This is a genomic window from Cupriavidus sp. GA3-3 (genome assembly GCF_000389805.1).
In the GTDB taxonomy this organism is placed as follows: Bacteria; Pseudomonadota; Gammaproteobacteria; order Burkholderiales; family Burkholderiaceae; genus Cupriavidus; species Cupriavidus necator_D.
In genome coordinates this window covers 108529-128380 of sequence record NZ_KB944501.1, presented here as the reverse complement: position 1 = coordinate 128380, position 19852 = coordinate 108529, and the positions used below count along the sequence as shown (strand labels likewise).

At 68.5% G+C, this 19852-nt stretch carries 15 protein-coding genes; 7 read left to right on the top strand and 8 right to left on the bottom strand.

Annotation, left to right across the window (positions count from 1 at the left end):
* The first annotated feature begins 155 nt into the window (after positions 1 to 155).
* The 4 genes from C265_RS24705 to C265_RS24690 all read left to right on the top strand — a co-directional run bounded on the left by C265_RS24705 (position 156) and on the right by C265_RS24690 (position 4900).
* The gene (locus C265_RS24705) at positions 156 to 1052 is read left to right on the top strand and encodes a DUF1571 domain-containing protein (protein WP_010811361.1); all 897 of its coding nucleotides are present in this window, start codon (positions 156 to 158) and stop codon (positions 1050 to 1052) included.
* Positions 1053 to 1303: 251 nt separating this feature from the next.
* On the top strand, positions 1304 to 2656 hold the full coding sequence (locus tag C265_RS24700) for a DUF2957 domain-containing protein (protein WP_010811360.1): 1353 nt from the start codon (positions 1304 to 1306) through the stop codon (positions 2654 to 2656).
* A 37-nt stretch (positions 2657 to 2693) separates the two neighbouring features.
* A complete protein-coding gene (locus tag C265_RS24695; RefSeq protein WP_010811359.1) occupies positions 2694 to 3974 on the top strand; it encodes a DUF2957 domain-containing protein in 1281 nt (426 codons plus the stop codon).
* Between the two features lie 86 nt (positions 3975 to 4060).
* Complete coding sequence (locus C265_RS24690; protein ID WP_010811358.1) at positions 4061 to 4900, top strand: OmpW family protein; 840 nt, start codon at positions 4061 to 4063, stop codon at positions 4898 to 4900.
* 68 nt (positions 4901 to 4968) lie between these two features.
* Here C265_RS24690 and C265_RS24685 read toward each other — a convergent pair whose 3' ends face one another.
* From C265_RS24685 to C265_RS24675, 3 genes are all read right to left on the bottom strand, one after another.
* Positions 4969 to 6456 carry an efflux transporter outer membrane subunit gene (locus C265_RS24685; RefSeq protein WP_010811357.1) on the bottom strand — a complete coding sequence of 496 codons (1488 nt, stop codon included), beginning with the start codon at positions 6454 to 6456 and terminating at the stop codon, positions 4969 to 4971.
* A 2-nt stretch (positions 6457 to 6458) separates the two neighbouring features.
* Positions 6459 to 9611 carry an efflux RND transporter permease subunit gene (locus C265_RS24680; RefSeq protein WP_010811356.1) on the bottom strand — a complete coding sequence of 1051 codons (3153 nt, stop codon included), beginning with the start codon at positions 9609 to 9611 and terminating at the stop codon, positions 6459 to 6461.
* A 63-nt stretch (positions 9612 to 9674) separates the two neighbouring features.
* The gene (locus C265_RS24675; RefSeq protein WP_011616281.1) at positions 9675 to 10925 is read right to left on the bottom strand and encodes an efflux RND transporter periplasmic adaptor subunit; all 1251 of its coding nucleotides are present in this window, start codon (positions 10923 to 10925) and stop codon (positions 9675 to 9677) included.
* Positions 10926 to 11542: 617 nt separating this feature from the next.
* Here C265_RS24675 and C265_RS24670 point away from each other — a divergent pair.
* Entirely contained in the window at positions 11543 to 12286 is a 744-nt protein-coding gene (locus tag C265_RS24670; protein ID WP_010811354.1) for a TetR family transcriptional regulator, read from the top strand.
* A 9-nt stretch (positions 12287 to 12295) separates the two neighbouring features.
* Here the strand turns inward: C265_RS24670 and C265_RS24665 are convergent, their stop codons facing one another.
* Positions 12296 to 13390, bottom strand: a complete 1095-nt coding sequence (locus tag C265_RS24665) for an ABC transporter substrate-binding protein (protein ID WP_011616279.1) — start codon at positions 13388 to 13390, stop codon at positions 12296 to 12298.
* Between the two features lie 296 nt (positions 13391 to 13686).
* On the opposite strand from C265_RS24665, the gene C265_RS24660 reads away from it, so the two are divergent.
* Both C265_RS24660 and C265_RS24655 read left to right on the top strand, forming a co-directional pair.
* The gene (locus tag C265_RS24660) at positions 13687 to 14361 is read left to right on the top strand and encodes a response regulator (protein WP_010811352.1); all 675 of its coding nucleotides are present in this window, start codon (positions 13687 to 13689) and stop codon (positions 14359 to 14361) included.
* Between the two features lie 2 nt (positions 14362 to 14363).
* Positions 14364 to 15818: a sensor histidine kinase gene (locus tag C265_RS24655; RefSeq protein ID WP_010811351.1), complete on the top strand. Its 1455-nt coding sequence runs from the start codon at positions 14364 to 14366 to the stop codon at positions 15816 to 15818.
* Between the two features lie 3 nt (positions 15819 to 15821).
* On the opposite strand, the gene C265_RS24650 is transcribed toward C265_RS24655, so the two are convergent.
* The 4 genes from C265_RS24650 to C265_RS24635 form a co-directional block, all read right to left on the bottom strand.
* Positions 15822 to 17291, bottom strand: coding sequence for an NAD(P)/FAD-dependent oxidoreductase (locus tag C265_RS24650; protein WP_010811350.1), 1470 nt, complete (start codon positions 17289 to 17291; stop codon positions 15822 to 15824).
* 67 nt (positions 17292 to 17358) lie between these two features.
* On the bottom strand, positions 17359 to 18255 hold the full coding sequence (locus tag C265_RS24645) for a patatin-like phospholipase family protein (RefSeq protein WP_010811349.1): 897 nt from the start codon (positions 18253 to 18255) through the stop codon (positions 17359 to 17361).
* Positions 18256 to 18277: 22 nt separating this feature from the next.
* A complete protein-coding gene (locus tag C265_RS24640; protein WP_010811348.1) occupies positions 18278 to 18700 on the bottom strand; it encodes a PaaI family thioesterase in 423 nt (140 codons plus the stop codon).
* A gap of 50 nt (positions 18701 to 18750) precedes the next feature.
* The gene (locus tag C265_RS24635) at positions 18751 to 19809 is read right to left on the bottom strand and encodes an AbrB family transcriptional regulator (RefSeq protein WP_010811347.1); all 1059 of its coding nucleotides are present in this window, start codon (positions 19807 to 19809) and stop codon (positions 18751 to 18753) included.
* Between the last annotated feature and the right edge of the window lie 43 nt (positions 19810 to 19852).

Below are 19852 nucleotides of genomic sequence, written 5' to 3'. Positions count from 1 at the left end.
AAAAACTGAACCGTCGATCCATCCAGCGAGGCCACGCACAGGCCCCGCGGACCCCGTGCGCCTTATCGGATTTCCCAAGGGCGCGGCGGTGGCCCCGTTCGCCCTGCGCTGCCCGCGCTCCGCCTCCTGGCGGACATCTTGAGGAGGAAGCTGCCATGTCGATCCAACCGCTTTACCTTGCCGCCGTCGCCGGTGCCGTCATCGGACTGCTGGCTGCGCCACTGGCCATGCCCCCGGTGGCCATGGCCCAGACGGCCACAACCACCGCCGCCGCGGGCACGGGCTATGACGGCCAGACATCCGCACAGCAAGCCGCACTGTTCTCGCGCCAGGTCGCCAGCGGCGAACTCGCGCGGCTGTCCGATGAGCAGGTGCTGGCCGTGTTCCACGCGCTGCAGCCGGATGCACTGCTGAAATGGGCGCGCGCCGAGATGAACCGCTATCCCGAGTACGAGTACTGGATGTCGCGCCAGGAACGGCTCAACAACCAGTGGCAGGACCAGCCCGCCAGGATGCAGATCCGCTACCGCCACCAGCCGCGCCAGCTCTATGCCAAGTGGCTGCCCGGCGGCGCGCAGTCGGGACAGGAAATCATCTACGACGAGACCCGCCGCAAGGACGAGATGTACGGCCACCTGGGCGGCGTGCTGGGCTTCACCTCGATGTGGATTGCGCTGGACGGCACGCTGGCGCGCTCGCAGTCCAACCACACCGTGCGCGACCTGGGCTTCCAGTTCGTGCTGTCGATGCTGGAGCGCGACGCCAGGTCCCTGCGTGCCGCCGGCCTGTCCGAGAAGTACAGCAAGGCCGAGATCGTGCAGGAGCAGGGCGTGCGCATGGTGGCGCTGACCTGGGACCTGCCGGCCGGCGCGCCGCAGTACTACGCCAAGAAGGTGCAGCTGATGCTGGACCTGAAGCATCCGTATATCCGCGTGGAAACCGCCTGGGATGCCGACGGCAACATGGTCGAGAAGATCGTGTTCGACAAGCTGGTGCGCAAGACCTTCGAGGCCTCGGCGTTCGATCCGGCCAATCCTGACTATCGCTTCTGAGATGCGGCAAAGCGGCGCGCACCGTGCGTTTGAATCGGTGGCCGCGCCGCTTTGCCGCGCAGTCCGTGCAACACCCGCAATCCACCGCCACGTGCGGCATGCACGCCAGGCGCGCCTGTTTGGAACGGCCGCTCTATTGACGCAAAAACACGCGAGCGGCGAGAGTCGCCGCACCCGGGAGGGATCCGGCCGCAGAGCCGGACACCAGATCCAGAGCCAGGGGTCGCCAAGAAAAAATCAGGAGACAGGCAATGACCATGTCGATGCTTCGACGCAGCACTTTGGTTTTGACAGGGGTGAGCCTTGCCGCGGCGCTGGCCGGCTGCGGTGGCGGCGGCGGCGATGAAGAGGCGCCGCGCTCCGGCACGCAGGCACCGCAATGCGCTGACACGGGCACGTGCCCCGCGCAGGGGCCGGTCACCATCGGCGGCCCGCCGGGGTCGTTGTGCCCGGCGGCACTGGACTACAGCACCACCTTCACCGGCGGCTCCGGCGCGGGCGAACTGGTGAAGCTGCGCTTCGACACCGCGGCCCGCACCTACCAGCTTGAGATCATCGAGTCGCCGGTGCCCAAGCAACCCGGCAGCGTCAGCCCGACGCGCGCGGGCGTGACTTTCACCGGCACCTTCGCCAACCTGACCTCGCTGCCGACCGCCGAGCAGAACCGCTGCGCAGTCGCGCTGCAGACGGCCACCGCATCCGACGGCACCTCGCAGGCCAATATCGACAGCGCCAGGCCGCCGGTGATCTTCCTGGGCAATGGCGTTGCCGGCGGCGGCATCCCCGGTGCCACCATCTCCTATCCGGGCGTGCTCGGGCTGGGTGCGATCCCGGCCACCACGTTCCCGTTCTACCCGGTGCTGGCATTCGCACAGACCGAGACCGACTTCACCAGGGTGGCCGGCAGCTACAACCTGCTGGGCTACCACCAGGTGCCGTCCGGCGGCTCGCTGACTTCGTCGAGCCACTTCACGCCCGCGACCGCGCAGACCACCGAGACGCTGAACGCCGACGGCAGCTGCACGGCCGCGGCCGGCAGCTGCCTCAGCACCGGCAACAGCTGGAAGCTGCGCAGCGCCGACGGTGCCTTCGAAAGCAGCAATGCCGATGGCAGCCGCCGTTACCCGTCGTTCCAGAGTGCAGCCATCACCAGCAACAACGCCAGCCGCGCCAAGGGGCTGATGGTGGTGGGCAAGCTCAACGGCGCGCTGGTGCCGCTGCTGGTGCGCACCGGCTACGCGCAGATCTCGCTGCTGCCACTGACGGTCAATGTCGACGACGAATCGGGGCTGGCACTGATGGCGCCGGCGAAGGCACTGGCCAGCGGCCAGCTTGACGGCGGCTATATCGGCTCGGGCAGCGACTTTGTCTACACCGCCTCGCTGGTCAAGGGCGCGCGCGTGGAGCTGCTGGACCCGATGACGATGAACCAGACCGGTGCCTTCCAGCTCGACTTCACGCAGAACGCGCCGGGAATGATCGCCACCACCGACAACAGCGGCACCACCGGTGCGCTGATTGCCAGCGGGCGCGTGTTCAGCCACCTGTCCGGCACCGGCAGCGCCAGCCCGACCTTCCGCGTCGGCGTGCTGGCAGCACCCTGAGTCCACCAAGAACACACAAAACCGAGGAGACCACGCCATGCAACCCCTTCGACTGATCCTGCCGCGGGCCTCGCGCCCATCCACGGTGCCGGCGCGTGCGCTGGCCGTGGCCGCCACCGCCATGCTCGCCGCCTGCGGTGGCGGCGGCGGCGACGACGCGCCGTCCACGCCGGCCGCGGTGCAGACGCGGCTGTGCCCGGCAGCGCTCGACTACTCCACCACCTTTACCGGCGGCACCGGCTCCGGCGAGCTGGTGAAGGTGCAGATCGACACCACCAAAAAGACCTGGCAGGTGACCTTCATGGACTCGTCGGTGCCGCGCCAGACCGGCACCGTGCAGCCCACGCGCAGCGATCCCACCAACGGGCAGAACGTGATGCGCGGCACGCTGAAGGCGGAGACGGGGTTGCCGACCGAGAAGCTCAACCAGTGCGCGTTCGAGCTGAGCGGCGCCAGCCTCGATCCGAACCGTCCGGCCAAGCTCTTCGTCGGCGAAGGCGTGGTGGGCGGCACCATCCCGGGCGCGCGCATCCAGTTCAACGGCGTGCTGGGCGCCGGCGCGGTGCCGGACACCACCTTCCCGTATTTCCAGTTCATCGGCTTCGCGCAGACCGAGACCGACCTGTCGAAGATTGCCGGCCAGTACAACGGCACGGGCTTCCACGAGGTGCCGTCCAAGCAGTTCCAGCTGGTAGCGCAGGACTACCGCATGGCGCTGGCTGCCGATGGTTCCTTCACCGTCTGCGACAACGCCACCAACACGTGCGAGCGCAAGGGCAACAACTTCGTGCCGCAGGCGAGCGGCGCGCTGCTGTCGACCAACTACAAGGCCGAGAGCCAGCCGCCCACGCTGGGCGGCACGCTGGGCAAGGCCTACCTGATCGTGGGCAAGCTGCGCGGCCAGCTGGTGCCGGTCATGATCCGCGTGGGCTATGCCAATGACACGCTCGCCAACGGCCCGCTTGGTGCCGACGACGAGATCGGCATCGGCATGATGGCGCCGGCGGTAGCGCTTACTGAAGGCACGGTCAACGGCGAATACGTCGGCGTGGACAGCAACTTCAACTACCGCGTGACGGCACTGGTCGGCGCCGCGGCCACCATGATGGATCCGTTCCGGCCGCATGATGCCTCGCTCGCCATCCCGTACCGGCTGGATTTCTCGCAGCAGGTGCCGGGCGTGGTCCGCACGTCGCGGCGCGATGCGCCTGCAGGCTCGGCGCCGACCGGCAAGCTGATGTTCACCGGCGGCGTGTTCGGCTTCCTGGAACAGCGCGACAGCGGCCCGTACTTCACCGTCGGCGCATTCGTGCAGTAAGCACGCTGCCAGGCCCGGGCCATTGCAGCCCGGGCCACTGCGCCACGATCCGACCATACAGAGACATCCACTGCCGGGGACACAAGATGAAAACCATACGCCTCACGCTCACACTGATGCTGGCCGCGCTGGCCAGCTTCGCCCTGCCTGCCCATGCCCAGAAGAAGGGCGACAACGTGGTATCCGCGGGCTGGTTCCATATCCAGACCCATGGCCAGAGCGCTCCGCTGACTACCACCTTGCTCGACGTGCCGATCAACTACCCGCTCGGGCTGCCGTCCAGCTTCACCGCACCGGGCAGCAGCATCTCGTCATCCAACGCCAATACGCTGGGGCTGACCTTCAGCCACTTCGTCTCCGACCATATCGCGATCACCGCGGTGGGCGGCATCCCGCCGGAGTTCAAGCTCTACGGCCACGGCGAACTGATCCCGCCCGGCCCGGCCGGAGCGCTCGGGCGCCAGAGCCTGGGCGATCCGTCGCTGAACCCCATCGTCACCAAGGCACGCCAGTGGAGCCCGGCGGCGATGGTGCAGTACCACTTCCTGGATCCGGGCACGCGATTCCGCCCGTTCCTGGGGTTGGGGGTGTCGTACAACTTTTTTACCAACATCGAGGTCAATCCGGCGTTTGCGAGCTCGGTCAACAACAACCTCGGCGCGATCCTGGCGGCGGGGGCGGGCATCCCAGGTCCGACTTCGGTGAGTGCGGATGCGTCGTCGTCATGGGCGCCCGTGTTCAATATCGGCGGCACCTACAACTTCGACGAGCATTGGGGGCTGACGGCGGCGGTGACTTATATCCCGCTGAAGACGACGTCGACGATGACGATCAAGGCGGCCGACGGGACCGTGCTGTCGACCTCGAAGACCAAGCTGGAGCCGAATCCGCTGGTGTTCTTCCTGGCGGCTTCGTACAAGTTCTGACGCTGAAAGAAAAAAACGACGCGCCTGAGCGCGTCGTTTTTTATTGCTGCAACGGCAAGCGGCAACCTTTACTGCGTCACCGTCCCCGGTTGCGCAGGCGTCGCCTGCTGCGCCACCGGACTGTTCTCCTGCAAGCCACCGCCCAGCGACCGGTACAGGTCGATCGCGTTGTTCAGCCGCAGCTGCCGCGCCTGGATCAGCGCCTGCTCGGCGGTGAACAGCTGGCGCTGCGCATCGAGTTCGTCCAGGTAGCTGGCCACGCCGCTGCGGAACCGCAGGCGCGCCAGCTCGTAGCGCGCGGCTTCGGCGTTGCGCACCTCTTCCTGGCCGGAGACCTGGTCTTCCAGCGTGCCGCGTGCAACCAGCGCATCCGCCACTTCCGCGAAGGCCGTCTGGATGGTCTTCTCGTAGTTGGCGATCTGGATGTTCTTGCGCACGTTGGCCAGGTCCAGGTTGGACTTGTTGCGGCCATAGTCGAAGATCGGCAGCGTCAGTTGCGGCGCGAACGACCACGCCTTGGTGCCGGCATCGAACAGGTTCGAGAACGTCGGGCTGATGGTGCCAACGCTGGTGGTCAGCGTGATGCGCGGGAAGAACGCCGCGCGTGCCGCGCCGATATTCGCGTTGGCCGACAGCAACTGCTGTTCGGCCTGGCGGATGTCCGGGCGTTGCTCCAGCAGGTCCGACGGCAAGCCCGCGGGGATATCGCTGATGATGCGTTCGTCCGACAGCCGCATCGGCTCTGGCAAGTTCCCGATGCTGCCGATGGGCTTGCCCACCAGCACTTCAAGCGCGTTCTGCGCCTGCGCGCGCTGGCGTGCTAGCTGCGCGGCGGCGACACGCGCCTGGGCCACCAGCGACTCGTTGTCGCGCAGGTCCAGCGCGGATGTGGCGCCGACGTCGAAGCGCTGCTTGGCGAGCCCATAGGTGCTCTCGCGCGCCTTGAGCGTGTCCCGCGCAATCTCGTACTGCTCGGCGAAGGAACGCTCGGACAGATAGGCCTTGGCCACTTCCGACACCAGCGAGATATACGCCGAACGATGCGCCTCTTCGGTGGAGAAGTACTGCGCCAGCGCCGCGTTCGACAGGCTGCGCACGCGGCCGAAGAAGTCGAGCTCGTAGGACGAGATGCCCAGGTTGGCCTGGTAGACCTGCGTCACCCCGGGCTGGCCGAGCACGGTCGAGGTCCCGGCGGCATTGGTGCTGGCACGGGTGTAAGCAGCGTTCGCGTTCACCGTGGGCAGCAGGTCGGCGCGCTGCACCTGGTACAGCGCACGCGCTTCTTCGATGCGCAGCGCGGCGGTGCGCAGGTCGCGGTTGTTGTCCAGCGAGGTCGCGATCAGCGACTGCAGGCGCGGGTCGCGGAAGAACTCGCGCCAGCCGATGTCGACAGCGCGGCGGGTCTCGCCGCTCTTCGCCTCGGCGGTGGCGTAGCCCTCGGGCGCCACCGGGAAGCTGTCTGCCACCGGCGGGGCAGGGCGGTCATAGTGGGGCGCGAGCGTGCACCCCGTCAGAACGCCGGCCACCAGCAGCAGTGTGGTCAGAGTCTTGGTCATGTTCAGATTTCCTCTTTCGGCTCGTGCCACTTCTGGTCCAGCATGCGCTGGCGCGCACTGCCCTTGAAGCGCTTGCGCACCACCACGAAGAAGACCGGCACCAGGAAGATCGCCAGCACCGTGGCCGTGATCATCCCGCCCATCACGCCGGTACCGATGGCGCGCTGGCTGCCCGAGCCCGCGCCGGTGGCGATCGCCAGCGGCAGCACGCCCAGGATGAACGCCATCGACGTCATCAGGATCGGTCGGAAGCGCAGGTGCACTGCTTCCAGCGTGGCTTCGATCAGGCCCTTGCCCTGCGCCTGCAGGTCCTTGGCGAATTCCACGATCAGGATGGCGTTCTTCGCCGACAAGCCGATCGTGGCGATCAGGCCCACCTTGAAGTACACGTCGTTGGGCATGCCGCGCAGCGTCACGCCGAGCAGCGCGCCGAGCACGCCCAGCGGCACCACCAGCAGCACCGAGAACGGGATCGACCAGCTTTCATACAGCGCGGCCAGGCACAGGAACACGATGATCAGCGACAGCGTGTACAGGATCGGTTCCTGCGAGCCGGCCAGGCGTTCTTCATAAGACTGGCCGGACCACTCGAAGCCGAAGCCCGGCGGCAGCTTGGCGAAGTTCTCTTCCATCACGCGCATGGCTTCACCGGTACTGCGGCCCGGCGCGGCCTGGCCTGCCAGCTTCACCGCCGGCATGCCGTTGTAGCGCTCCAGGCGCGGCGAGCCCATTACCCACTTGGAGGTCGCGAACGCGGCAAACGCCACCATGTCGCCGTTGCTGTTGCGCACGCGCAGCTTGGTCAGGTCGTCCGGCAGGCGGCGGTCCGAGCCTTCTGCCTGCACGATCACCTTGCGCACGCGGCCTTCATAGATGAAGTCGTTGACGTAGTTGGAGCCGAACGCAATCGACAGCGTCGAGTTGATGCTCGCCACCGTGACGCCGAGCGCCTTGGCCTTCTCGCGGTCGATGTCGATCTGCAGCTGCGGCGCATCTTCCTGGCCTTCCGGGCGCACGCCCATCAGCACCGGGCTCTGCGCGGCCATGCCGAGCATCATGTTGCGCGCTTCCATCAGCTTGGCGTGGCCCTGGCCGGTGCGGTCCTGCAGGCGGAAGTCAAAGCCCGAGGAGTTGCCCAGCTCGGAAATCGCCGGCGGGTTGAGCGGGAAGATGATCGCGTCCTTGATGAACGACAGCGCGCCGAAGGCACGGCCCACCAGCGCCTGCGCGGTCTCGCCGTCGCCGGTGCGCTCCTTCCAGTCCTTCAGGCGCACGAACGCGATACCGCCGTTCTGGCCGCGGCCGAAGAAGGAGAAGCCCGCCACCGTGATCATCTGGTCAACCACCTTGCTTTCCTTCTGCAGGTAGTAGTCCTCGATCTGCTTGAGCACGCCGATGGTACGGTCCTGGGTGGCGCCGTTGGGCAGCTGCACCACGGTGATCATGTAGCCCTGGTCCTCATCGGGCAGGAACGACGACGGCAGGCGCTTGAACAGCACCACCACGCCGACGATGATGACCGCGTAGATGATCAGGTAGCGGCCGGTGCGCTTGAGGATGCGCGCGACCACGCCCTGGTAGCTGGTCGACGCGCGCGCGAAGGTGCGGTTGAACCAGCCGAAGAAGCCCTTCTTCTCATGGTGATGGCCGGCTTCCACGGGCTTGAGCAGCGTCGCGCACAGCGCCGGGGTCAGCGTCAGCGCCAGCAGCGCCGAGAACGCCATCGACGAGATCAGCGACAGCGAGAACTGGCGATAGATGTTGCCCACCGAGCCCGAGAAGAATGCCATCGGGATGAACACCGCGGTCAGCACCAGCGTGATGCCGACGATGGCACCGGTGATCTGGCCCATGGCCTTGCGCGTGGCTTCACGTGGCGAGAGTCCTTCCTCGCTCATGATCCGCTCGACGTTCTCGACCACCACGATGGCATCGTCCACCAGGATACCGATGGCCAGCACCATGCCGAACATGGTCAGCACGTTGATCGAGAAGCCGAACGCCAGCAGCGCGCCGAAGGTGCCCAGCAGCGCGATCGGCACCACCAGCGTCGGGATCAGCGTGGCGCGGAAGTTCTGCAGGAACAGGTACATCACCAGGAACACCAGCACCACGGCTTCGAGCAGGGTCTTGATCACTTCCTCGATCGAGATCTTGACGAAGGCCGAGGTGTCGTAAGGCACTGAGTACTGGTAGTCCGCCGGGAAGTTCTTGGACAGCTCTTCCATCTTGGCGCGCACCGCGGTGGCCGTGGCCAGCGCGTTGCCGGTCGGGGCCAGCTTGATGGCGATGGCCGCCGACGGCTTGCCGTTGGTGCGGGCCAGCGTCGAGTAGTCGGCACCGCCCAGCTCCACCCGGCCCACGTCCTTGATGCGCACCGAAGACCCGTCCGGGTTGGTGCGCAGCAGGATGTTGCCGAACTGCTCAGGCGTGGTCAGGCGGCTTTCGGTGGTGACGGTGGCGTTGAGCTCGGTGCCCTTGGGCGAGGGCGTGCCGCCCAGTTCGCCCACGGCGACCTGGATGTTCTGCTCGCCCACCGCGGCGGTGACGTCGGTCGGGGTCAGGTTGTAGCCGGTCAGCTTGGCCGGGTCCAGCCAGATCCGCATGGCGTACTCGGTGCCGAACAGGTCGGCCTGGCCCACGCCCGGCACCCGGCGGATCGAGTCGATCACCTGCGCCGAGACATAGTTGCCGAGCTGGATCGCGTCGGCCGTGCCGGACTTGGACGACACGGTCAGGAACATCATGTAGTTGTTCCCGGCCTTGTCCACGCGCACGCCCTGCTGGCGCACTTCAGCCGGCAGGCGCGCTTCCACGCGCTTGAGGCGGTTCTGCACTTCGACCGAGTTCAGGTCGACGTTCGAACCCGGCGCGAAGGCGATGGTGATGCTCGCCAGGCCGGACGACTCGCTGGTGGAGTTGTAGTAGAGCAGGTTAGGGGCGCCGTTGAGCTCCTGCTCGATCACCGAGGTGACGGAATCCTCCAGCGTCTTGGCCGACGCACCCGGGTAGGTGGCGGTGACCGAGATCGTCGGCGGGGCGATGTTCGGATATTGCGCGATCGGCAGCTGCAGGATCGACAATATGCCGCCCAGCACGATGATCAGCGCGAGCACCCACGCGAACACCGGCCGGTCGATAAAAAACTTGGCCATAAACTGGCTCCCTCTTGGTCTAGCGGTCTAGCCGTATTTGCCGTATTGGTGGTACGGCAGGGTTCAGCCTTGCTTGGCGTCAGACTTGGCTTGCTGCGGGCCCTCGGCCTTGGGGGCCGAGGCCGGCGCCGCCGGGGCGGAGGCCGTCGCCGCGGCCGGTGCCGAGGCCCCGGCCGGCTTGAACGGTACCGCCCTGGCCGGCGCACCGACCTTGACCTTCTGCAGGCCTTCGACGATCACCTTCTCGCCGCCCTTCAGGCCTTCGGTCACGACCCAGCGGTCGCCAATGGCCTGCGGCGCCTTGACCGGCACCGCCGCGACATTGCCGTCCGTGCCCACCACCATCACGCTGGCACCCTGCGCGCCGCGGATCAGCGCCCGCTGCGGCACGGTCAGTGCGTTCTCGTCCACGCCCTGCTCGATCTTCACGCGCACGAAGGTGCCCGAGAGCAGCTCGCGCTTCGGGTTCGGGAACTGCGCGCGCAGCGTGATCGCGCCGGTGGTCGGGTCGACCGTCATGTCCGAGAACAGCAGCTTGCCGGTGTGCTCGTACTCGCGGCCGTCTTCCACGAACAGGCGCACGTTGGCGCCGCCGTTGACGCCCTTGACCACGCCGGACTCGATGGCGCGGCGCAGGCGCGTGACTTCCGAAGCCGGCTGGGTGAAGGTGACCCACATCGGGTCGACCTGCTCCACCAGCGCCAGCTTGGTCGCCTCGCCCTTGCCCACCAGCGCGCCCTCGGTCACCAGCGCACGGCCGGCGCGGCCGCTGATCGGCGCGGTCACGGTGGTGTAGCCCAGGTTGATCTGGGCGGTGCGCACCGCCGCCTTGGCCGAGGCCACGTCGGCGTTGGCCTGGCCGGCGGAGGCCACGGCGTCGTCGTACTCCTGCTTGCTGACCGCGTTGACGGCCACCAGGGGCTTGTAGCGATCGGCCTTCAGGCGCGCCGACACGGCGTTGGCCTCGGCGCGCTGCAGCGCGGCCTGGGCCGAAGCCAGCGTGGCCTGGTAGGGTGCCGGGTCGATGCGGAACATCACCTGGCCGGCCTTCACTTCGCCGCCTTCGGTGTAGTTGCGCGACAGCACGATGCCTTCGACGCGAGCACGCACTTCGGCCGTGCGTATGCCTTCCAGGCGGCCCGGCAGTTCATTGACGACGGCGACCGGCGACGGCGTCACGGTCACCACACCCACTTCCGGCGGCGGCGGGGCGCCGCCTTCGGCCTTCTTGTCGCCGCAGGCAACAAGCGCCACGGCAGACAGTGCCGCTAGTGCATAGGCAGCAACGCAACGGATACGTTGGGACTTCCTCATCGATAACCCCATGATGGCAATTTGAGATCTGCCGCATCGTCCCGACCTGTCATCCGACAAACGGATACGACACAGCCCGCCGCACGGTTTGCGGCGGACAAAAGCGTGATGCTAGCCACAAATCGCGGCGTCGCAGTGTCAAATGCGACGAACGGCGGCTTTTATGTAACGACTGGATTCATGACCGGCTGGCCTGCGGCAGGGATTGCCAACTGTGCTGGGTATGTCACAGAAGGCGGCTGGCCGAATGCCGGACAAGCGCGTATTATATATACATTCAAGCATGTATGTTAAGTTGATGTTGCAGAAGGGACTTTCGGCGCACAACCTGCGCCGCAGGGCCGCGGCAATACGGATTCCGCCCCCGGTCAAACCCAACCGGCCGGTCCAAATTGCTCCCCACCCGTTCGGAATCACGGCGCAAATCGCCGGCTCGGGTTAGGATGCGCGCCGTCGTGTCGGCTCGCAGGCTGCAAGCACATTGTCATGTGACGACAACGACCCGCCGGCGCATGCGCCGGCCGTGCGGCTGCCACAGCGGGGCCGCACCCAGGGAGAACCAACAAGGCTGGCCATGACGGATCCATTGCGTCATGCCGCCGGCACCAGAGACAAAAATGGTCAGACGTACCAAGGAAGAGGCGCTTGAAACGCGCCACCGGATTCTCGACGCGGCCGAAGCCGTGTTCCACGCCCGCGGCGTGGCACGCCCGTCGCTGGCGGACATCGCCGAGGCGGCGGGTGTCACGCGCGGCGCGATCTACTGGCACTTCAAGAACAAGAGCGATGTGTTCGCCGCCATGTGCGACCGCGTCAACCTGCCCGTGGAAGCGCTGTGCGACCCCGAGCGGCTCGCGCGCCAGGAAGACCCGCTGGGCGGCATCCGCGACATCTGCGCCTATGTGATGCGCCAGACCGTGGTCAACCCGCGCTGGCGCCGGGTGTTCGAGATCATCTTCCACAAGTGCGAGATGGTGCAGGACAACGGCGCCATCTTCGAGCGCCAGCGCCAGTCGCACCAGGAAGGCCTGGTCAAGATGCGCGAGCACCTGCGCCTGGCCCTGGAGCGCGGCCAGCTGCCCGCCGACCTGGACCTGGACCTGGCCGTCAATGCCTTCCATGCCGCCATCGGCGGGGTGCTGGCGCACTGGCTGTTCTCGCCCCAGGACTTCGACCTCGACGCCAACGCCGAGCGCATGTCCGACGCCTTCATCGATACCCTGAAGTTCTCGCCGGCGCTGCGCCACGGCTACGTGCCGCGCCCGATGGCGGCGCTGGACCGGGAACTGTCCACGCTGTGCCAGCAGGCCTGCCCCAACGCCCAACCGGGCGGGCTCGATACCGGCGACCTGGTCCCCTGAGCGGCGCGCTTATCCGCGCATGGCCTCGCGCCAGCGCGCCAGGAATGCGCGCTTGCGCATCGCGTCCTGCGCGGCCAGCAGGCCCGGGCCGACGCTGATCGGCTTGAGCGCGTAGCCCAGCCGCTCCGACAATGCCGCCGCGGTGTGCACGCTGTCGGTATCGGTGCGGATGGTGTAGAGCTGCGAGGTGGACTTGGCCAGCAGCGCCTGGCCCTCGCGCGAGAGCAGGTAGTCCAGCCACAGCCGCGCCGCATTGGGCCGCGGCGCGCGCCGGGCAATAAAGGCTACTCGCGACATCACCAGCGTGTAGTCGCGCGGGGCGATCACGTCGATGGCCGCGCCACGCTCCATCAGCGACAGCGCGTACGAACCCAGCAGGTTGTAGCCCATCACCAGCTCGCCGCTGGCGATGCGCTCGATCATCTCGGCGGTGGACGCCGACAGCTGCACCCCGGCGCGCCCCAGCGCCTGCGCCAGGTACCAGAACTCACTGCCCATGCGCGCGTCCTGCTGCGCCAGCAGGTAGCCCACGCCCGAGCGCTCCACGTCATACGTCACCACCTTGCCATGCCAGCGCGGCGCGTGCTCCTGCAGCAGCCGCGCCAGCCCGCTGCGGCTGCGCGGCGGGCGCATGCCGGCCAGGTGGTGGCGGTTGTAGACGATCACCGCGGGCTCGAAGGTGGTGCCCCAGGCCTCGTCGCGCCACACCGCCCAGCCGGGCAGGCCGGCGCGCTCGGGCGAGGCGTAGCGCTGCGCATGGCCGTCGTTGACCAGCTTGATCTGCAGGTCCATCGCCGTGCTCCACAGCACGTCGGCGAAGGCCGCATCGGGCGCGGGCCGCTTGCCGCCCAGCGCCGCGGTCTCGGCCAGGAAGCGCTGGTTCAGCTCGATCGTGTTGAGATCCTGGTAGTGCACGCGGATGCCCGGGTAGCGCGCCTCGAACGCGGCGATCAGCGGCTGCGCCACTTTCAGGTCGGTCGATGCGTAGACCGTGACCATGCCTTCGCGCATGGCGCCGGCGATGGTGGCGTCATACCCGGACGGATACCCCGGCGGCGGCGCCGGGGGCCTAGACTGGGCATGAAGGGGCCACGCGGCCGGCAAGGTGGCGCCGGCCAGCAGCGATGCGCCCAGCAAGCGGCGGCGCTGCCCCGAGGCAGGCGGCTCGCAAGCGCACGGCAGGGACGGCGGGGGTGGACGCGTGGGCACGGTGGTCGGAAACGGAAGAACTGCCTGTGGAAGGGAGCGGGCGCACGGACAACACGCGCCGGGACCAGCGGGGCGGGGTTATTATAGGCGCCCGCGGCGGGCGCGCTCCATCGGTGCAGCCCCCTGTTCTCCGGACGATTTCCGCCGCCGCAACCGAAACATGGACCAAACCGGCAGAGGAGGAGACCGGCATGCGCATCCTGCTGGTGGAGGATGAAATCGAACTGGCACGCTGGGTCGCCCGCGCGCTGGAGCAGGGCGGCTTTGTGATCGAGCATGTCGCCGACGGGCTGCAGGCCGAGGCCCGCCTGCAGGCCGAGGAATACGACGCGGTGCTGCTCGACCTGCGCCTGCCCGGCAAGGACGGGCTGGCCGTGCTCAAGTCCATGCGCGCGCGCGACGACCGCACCCCGGTGCTGATCCTGACCGCGCAGGACACGCTGGACGAACGCGTGCGCGGCCTGAACCTGGGCGCCGACGACTACCTGCCCAAGCCCTTTGCCATTGCCGAGCTGGAAGCGCGGCTGCTGGCGCTGATCCGCCGCAGCCGCGGGCGCGCGCATCCGCGCCTGCAGTGCGGCACGCTGGTGTTCGACGGCGAGACCCGCAGCTTCACGCTGGACGGCGCCCCGCTGGCGCTGACCCCGCGCGAATCGACCCTGCTGGGCGCGCTGCTGGCACGCAGCGGCCAGCCGCTGACCAAGGCGCAGCTGCTCGACAAGGTGTTCTCGCTCGACGCCGATGTCTCGCCCGACGCGATCGAGGTGCTGGTCTACCGGCTGCGCAAGAAGCTGGCCGGGCACGGCGTCACCATCGTCACCCTGCGCGGCTTCGGCTACCTGCTGGAGCCCGAGGCCGGACGCTGAAGATGGCGCGGCGCCATCGCGTCCCGTCCTGGCGCCGCGGCAGCCTGCGCCGGCAACTGCTGTTGCTGCTGGTGCCGGCGCTGGCGGCGATGATGGCGATCGACACCTGGCTCACCTACGGCACCCTGCGCGACGCCGCCAACACGGCTTATGACCGCTCGCTCTATGGCTCGATCCGCGCCATCGACAGTGCCATCGGCATGGCTGGCGACAACGTCCAGCTGACCCTGCCCGATGCCGCCATGGAGATGTTCGAGACCGCGGCGCAGACCCATGTGTTCTACCGCGTGTCGACCGAGCGCGCCGGCCAGGTCGAGACCGTCACCGGCTACGACGACCTGCCGCTTCCTGCCGGCACCCTCGTCAACAACCAGCCGCGCTTCTACGACGCCGAATACCTGGGCGAGTCCGTGCGCATCGCCGCGATGGCGCGGCCGGTATACCGCCCGGACGCGCGCATGCGCGTGATCATCCAGGTGGCCGAGACCGCCGAGCCGCGCACCACGCTGATCGGCACGGTCTGGCGCAGCGCGCTGGCGCGCGACCTGCTGCTGATCCTGCTAAGCGCCGGCATCCTGGTGGGCGGCGTCACCTACGTGCTGCGCCCGCTGGCGCGCGTGCGCGACGACGTGGAAGCGCGCTCGCCGGATGACCTGACACCGCTAACGTTCGAGCGCGTGCCCGCCGAGGTGCGCCCGCTGGTCGACGCGGTCAACCTGCACGTGTCGCGCTCCGCGGCAATGGCGCAGTCGCAGGCCCAGTTCATCGCCGACGCCGCGCACCAGCTGCGCACGCCGCTGGCCATCCTGAAGACCCAGGCCGAATACGCCCAGCGCCAGCTGCGCGCCCCTGACCCCGAGACCGCGCGCCAGGCCGCCGGCGAAGCCGTGGGCGGCATCGTCACCCAGCTGGAACAGGCCGCGCGCCTGACCAACCAGCTGCTGGCGCTGGCGCGGGTACGCCAGCACCACGGCGAAGCCGCCCAGGAAGCCGATGGCATCGGCATCATCGACGCCGTCACCGTGGCCGAGCAGGTGGCACTGGACTACCTGCCGCTGGCGCGCGGCAAGCAGCAGGACTTCGGCTGGGAGCCGGTGCCGGGGCTGAAACTGCCGGTGCGCGCCGACCCCGCGCTGCTGCGCGAGGCGCTGGCCAACCTGGTCCACAACGCGATCCAGTACTCGCCACGCGGCAGCCGCATCACGCTGTCGGCCACGCGCGCCGACCAGACCGCCTGCCTGGTGGTGGAAGACGATGGGCCGGGCATTCCGGCCGAAGAGCGCGAAAAGGTCTTCGCGCGCTTCTACCGGCGCGTTGGCAATGCGGAGCCGGGCTCCGGGCTGGGGCTGGCGATCTCGCGCGAGATGGCGGCGCGGTTTGGCGGCACGGTGGAGCTTGGCGACGGCTTGCAGGGCACCGGCGTGCGCGCGGTGCTGAAGCTGCCCATCGGCGAATAACCCCTAACCATATAACTCCTCCGCCACCGTCGGATGCAGCTGCACCGTGGTCTGCAGGTGCGATTCGCGCACGCCCAGCCGCAATGCCACCGCCAGCGTCTGCACGATCTCGGGCGCGGCGTCGTCCATCAGGTGCGCACCGAGCACGCGCCCGCTGCGCGCGTTCAGCACCAGCTTGAACATCGACTGGTGGGAGTTGCCGGCAAAGCGGTTTTCCAGCGAGACAAAGCGCTTGACCACGGTGCGGATGCGCTCGGGCCTGCCGGCGGCTGCGATCGCCTGGGCCTCGGTCAGGCCCACGGCGCCGATGGCGGGCTCGCAGAACACCGCGGTCGGCACGAAGTCGAAATCGGCGCGTTCGCCGCGCCGGCCGTACAGGCGGTCGGCCAGCCAGCGGCCCTGCGCGGTGGCCACCGGGGTCAGGTGCAGGCCGTCGATGGCGTCGCCGAGCGCGTAGATGCCGCGCACGTTGCTGCGGAACTGGCGGTCCACGCGGATGCCGCCCTTGTCGCCAAAGTCCACGCCAAGCGCCTCCAGCCCGAAGCCCTGCACGTTGGAAATGCGCCCGATCGCCGCCAGCGCGGCCTGCGCGCGCACAGCCTCGGTCTGGCCGGAGCGGTCGGTGGGGCGGTAGCACACTTCAACCGCGCCGTTGGCCTGGCTCAGCAGGTGCACCCTGGCGTTCAGGTGCAGGCGCACGCCGCGCGCGGTCAGTGCCTCGGCCAGCGACCGGGAGATGTCGTGGTCGAAGTGGGGCAGCAGCCGGTCGCCGGCAACGATCAGGTCTACCTTGACGCCGTAGCGCGACAGGATCGAGGCCTGCTCCACGCCGATGTAGCCACCGCCGATGACCGCAATCGAACCCGGCACGGTCTGCCAGGTGAAGACATCGTCTGAACTGGCGGCCAGTTCGCCGCCCGGGACTTCGAGCGCGCGCGGGCGCGCGCCGGTGGCGATCAGGATGCGGCGCGCGTGAATGGTCTCGTCGCCGACGCGCACTTCGTCCTTGCCGGTAACCAGCGCATCGCCGCGCAGGATTTCCACGCCGGATTCGTGCAGGCGCTGGGTGTAGCCCGCGTTCAGCCGCGCAACCTCGGCATTGACGCGCACGATGGCGTCGCGCCAGTCCTCACGCCCACCGGTATGCGACAGGCAGCCCGACAGGATGGCCGACCAGCCGGCGCCGTAGGACAGCATCTTCTTGGGCACGCAGCCGCGGTTGACGCAGGTGCCGCCGATGGCATCGCGCTCGACCAGGATCACGCGTGCGCCGTGCGCGGCGGCACGCCGCGCGCAGGCCACGCCGCCCGAGCCGCCGCCGATCACCACCAGGTCTGCCTTGCGCACCTTGTCATTGCGCCGCGTGCGGCCGTCGCGCACGCGCGGCACCTGCTCCACCGGCGGCGCCGCGCTGACCTCGCGGGCGCGCCGCGGTTCCCTGGCCCCGGCGGGGGTTGTCTGGCGCTTAGTCATCCATGCCTCCTGTCGCGGCACACGGGCCGCATCGACAACAATCAGGCCAGCGCCAGCAAACAAGAAACTAGGCAGCGGGCCGCAGTTCGGTATTCAGGATCGACGGCCACTCGCGCAGGAAAGTTTCCCCGTCGCGGCGGCCCAGTTCGTAGGCGTGAGTCATGGCATCGGGCCGGGTGTAGTCCCAGCTCGAGATCGGCACGCGCTGCGAGGGCTGCAGGTACAGGCGGCGCTGGCCGCCTTGCTCAAGCACGAAACGGCGCGGGCGCGGATACAGCCTTGTCACCAGCACCAGCACATTGCCCGGGGTGGCATCGAGCGCGTCCACGGGCACGTTGTCGACCAGCCCGCCGTCCAGCACCGGGCGGCCGCCGCGGCGCAGCACCGGCGTAAACGGCGGCGTGGAAGCCGACTGCAGCAGCAGGTCGGCCAGCTGCTCGGGCGAATCGCAGTCCTGCGCGCGCACGAACTCCGGCCGGAAGCCCAGCTTGCGCCCCAGCCGCGGGTGCAGCGTCTTGAGCACATGCTTGTCGATGTTGTACGCCAGCAGCCCCGCTGCCACCGCCAGGCGCGGGCCGCTCCAGCGCGGGATATGGGCCACGCCGATGCGGATCTCCGGCGCCTGCTGCAGGTGCGAGAGGCGCCCGTCGGCGAAGATCGTCAGCAGCGCGGTGCGGTAGATGCCGTAATGCGGGAACACGCGCTCATTGCGCAGCAGGTTGCCCCAGTAGGCATTGCGGCGGTTGTTGGACAGGACCTCGCGGTAGTAGTCCATGGTCTGGTGCGAGTCGTGCGCATAGACCATGCACGCCGTCGCCGCGCCGGCCGAGATCGCGGCGATCACGCGCGGGCGCAACTGCAGTTCCGGCGCGACCATGTCCCACCAGCCCGCCTGCCACCAGCAGCGGTTGCCACCGCCGGCAAAGACGACCTGGTCGAAGGGATGGGCGTGGCCGGAAGTCATGGGCGCTGGCGTTGCGAGGGGATCAGAGCAGGGCGTAGGTGGTGGTGGCCTGCACCGCCAGCTTGCCGTCGGTGCCGGTCAGCTCGATCTCGCCGAACACCACGGTCTTGCCCAGCCGCAGCACGTTGGCGCGCACCAGCACGTCGCCGTCGATCACCGGGCGCATGAAATTGGTGGTGAGCGTGACCGTGGTCATCGGGCGGAAGGCGCCCAGCGCGCTGGCCACGGCGACGATCATGGCGGTATCGGCGGCGGACATCAGCACCTGGCCGCAGACCACGCCGCCCGCATGGCGGAACGATTCGCTGAACGGCAGGCGCAGCGTGACGCCCTGGGCATCGACGGCTTCGGCACGCAGGCCGAGCTGGCGCACCCATGGCGCCAGCACGCGCTCCAGCGTGGCGTCGATATCGGTGAGGCTGAATTGCGGTGCGGCTTCGGACATGGCGCTCCTGGTTCTGGCTGGCCGCACCGTAGCCGTCCTGTAACGGACCGCTACTCTGTCTCCTCCGGCGCGACGCGATGTTTGAGGCAATGATACAGGGGGCCGGTGGCCAGCACCACGAAGGCCATCCGGATCACGTGGAACGCGGTCACCAGCGGCACCCCCACCTCCAGCACCTTGGCCGTGATGCACATCTCGGCGATGCCGCCCGGCGTGGTGCCCAGGATCACCGTGGCCGGGTGCGCGCCCGACTGCGCCGACAGCCCCCAGCCCACCAGCGCCGATACCACCAGCGCCAGCACGGTGTAGAGCGCCACGCCCGACAGGAAGCGCGGCGCGGTATGCAGGAACTCGCGCGAGAAGCGCACCCCCAGCGAGACCCCGATCAGCAGCTGGCCGGCACGGCTCATCCAGGTGGGGATGGCCGACAGCTCGATCCCGGACGCGGTCAGCACCGCCGCGGCCAGCAGCGTGCCGATCACGAACGGGTTGGGCATGTTCAGCCGCTTCACCAGCAGCGCCACGCCCAGCGTGATCGCGACCAGCGCCAGCAGCCCCGGGGCGCTGACCACGCGCGGGCCGGGGATATAGGGGTCGAGCCCGTGGATGCCGCCGTACTGGAAGATGGCCGGCACGGTCACCACCACCATCAGCACCCGCAGTGAATGCGCGGCCGCCACCTGGTCAATGCGCGCGCCGTTGCGCTCGGCCAGGTTGGCCATCTCCGAGGCGCCGCCGATGGCGGTGGAGAAGAACGCGGTCTTGAAGGCCACGCCGGTGGTCCGCCGCAGCAGGATGGCACCGCCCGCGCCCAGCACCAGCGCGAACAGCGAGCCGGCAATGATGTAGGGCAGGTATTCCACCAACCGCGCCACCACGTCCGGCGTGAAGTAGAGCCCGAGCGACGCACCAATCACCCACTGGCCCGCGTTGCGGGCCTGCGACGGCGCCCGCAGGTCGGCCCCGGCCATGCGCGCTGCGGCCACGGCCAGCAGCGGGCCGATCATCCACGGCAGCGGGGTATGCAGCGCGGTGCAGAGCAGGGCGGCGGCCAGCCCGAGCGCCAGCGTGGGCAGCGCGGACAGCCAGGGGTTGGAGAAGAGACGCATGGTTCAGCGGCCTGGCACGGAAGCGCCGGCGCCTTGTTGTTTT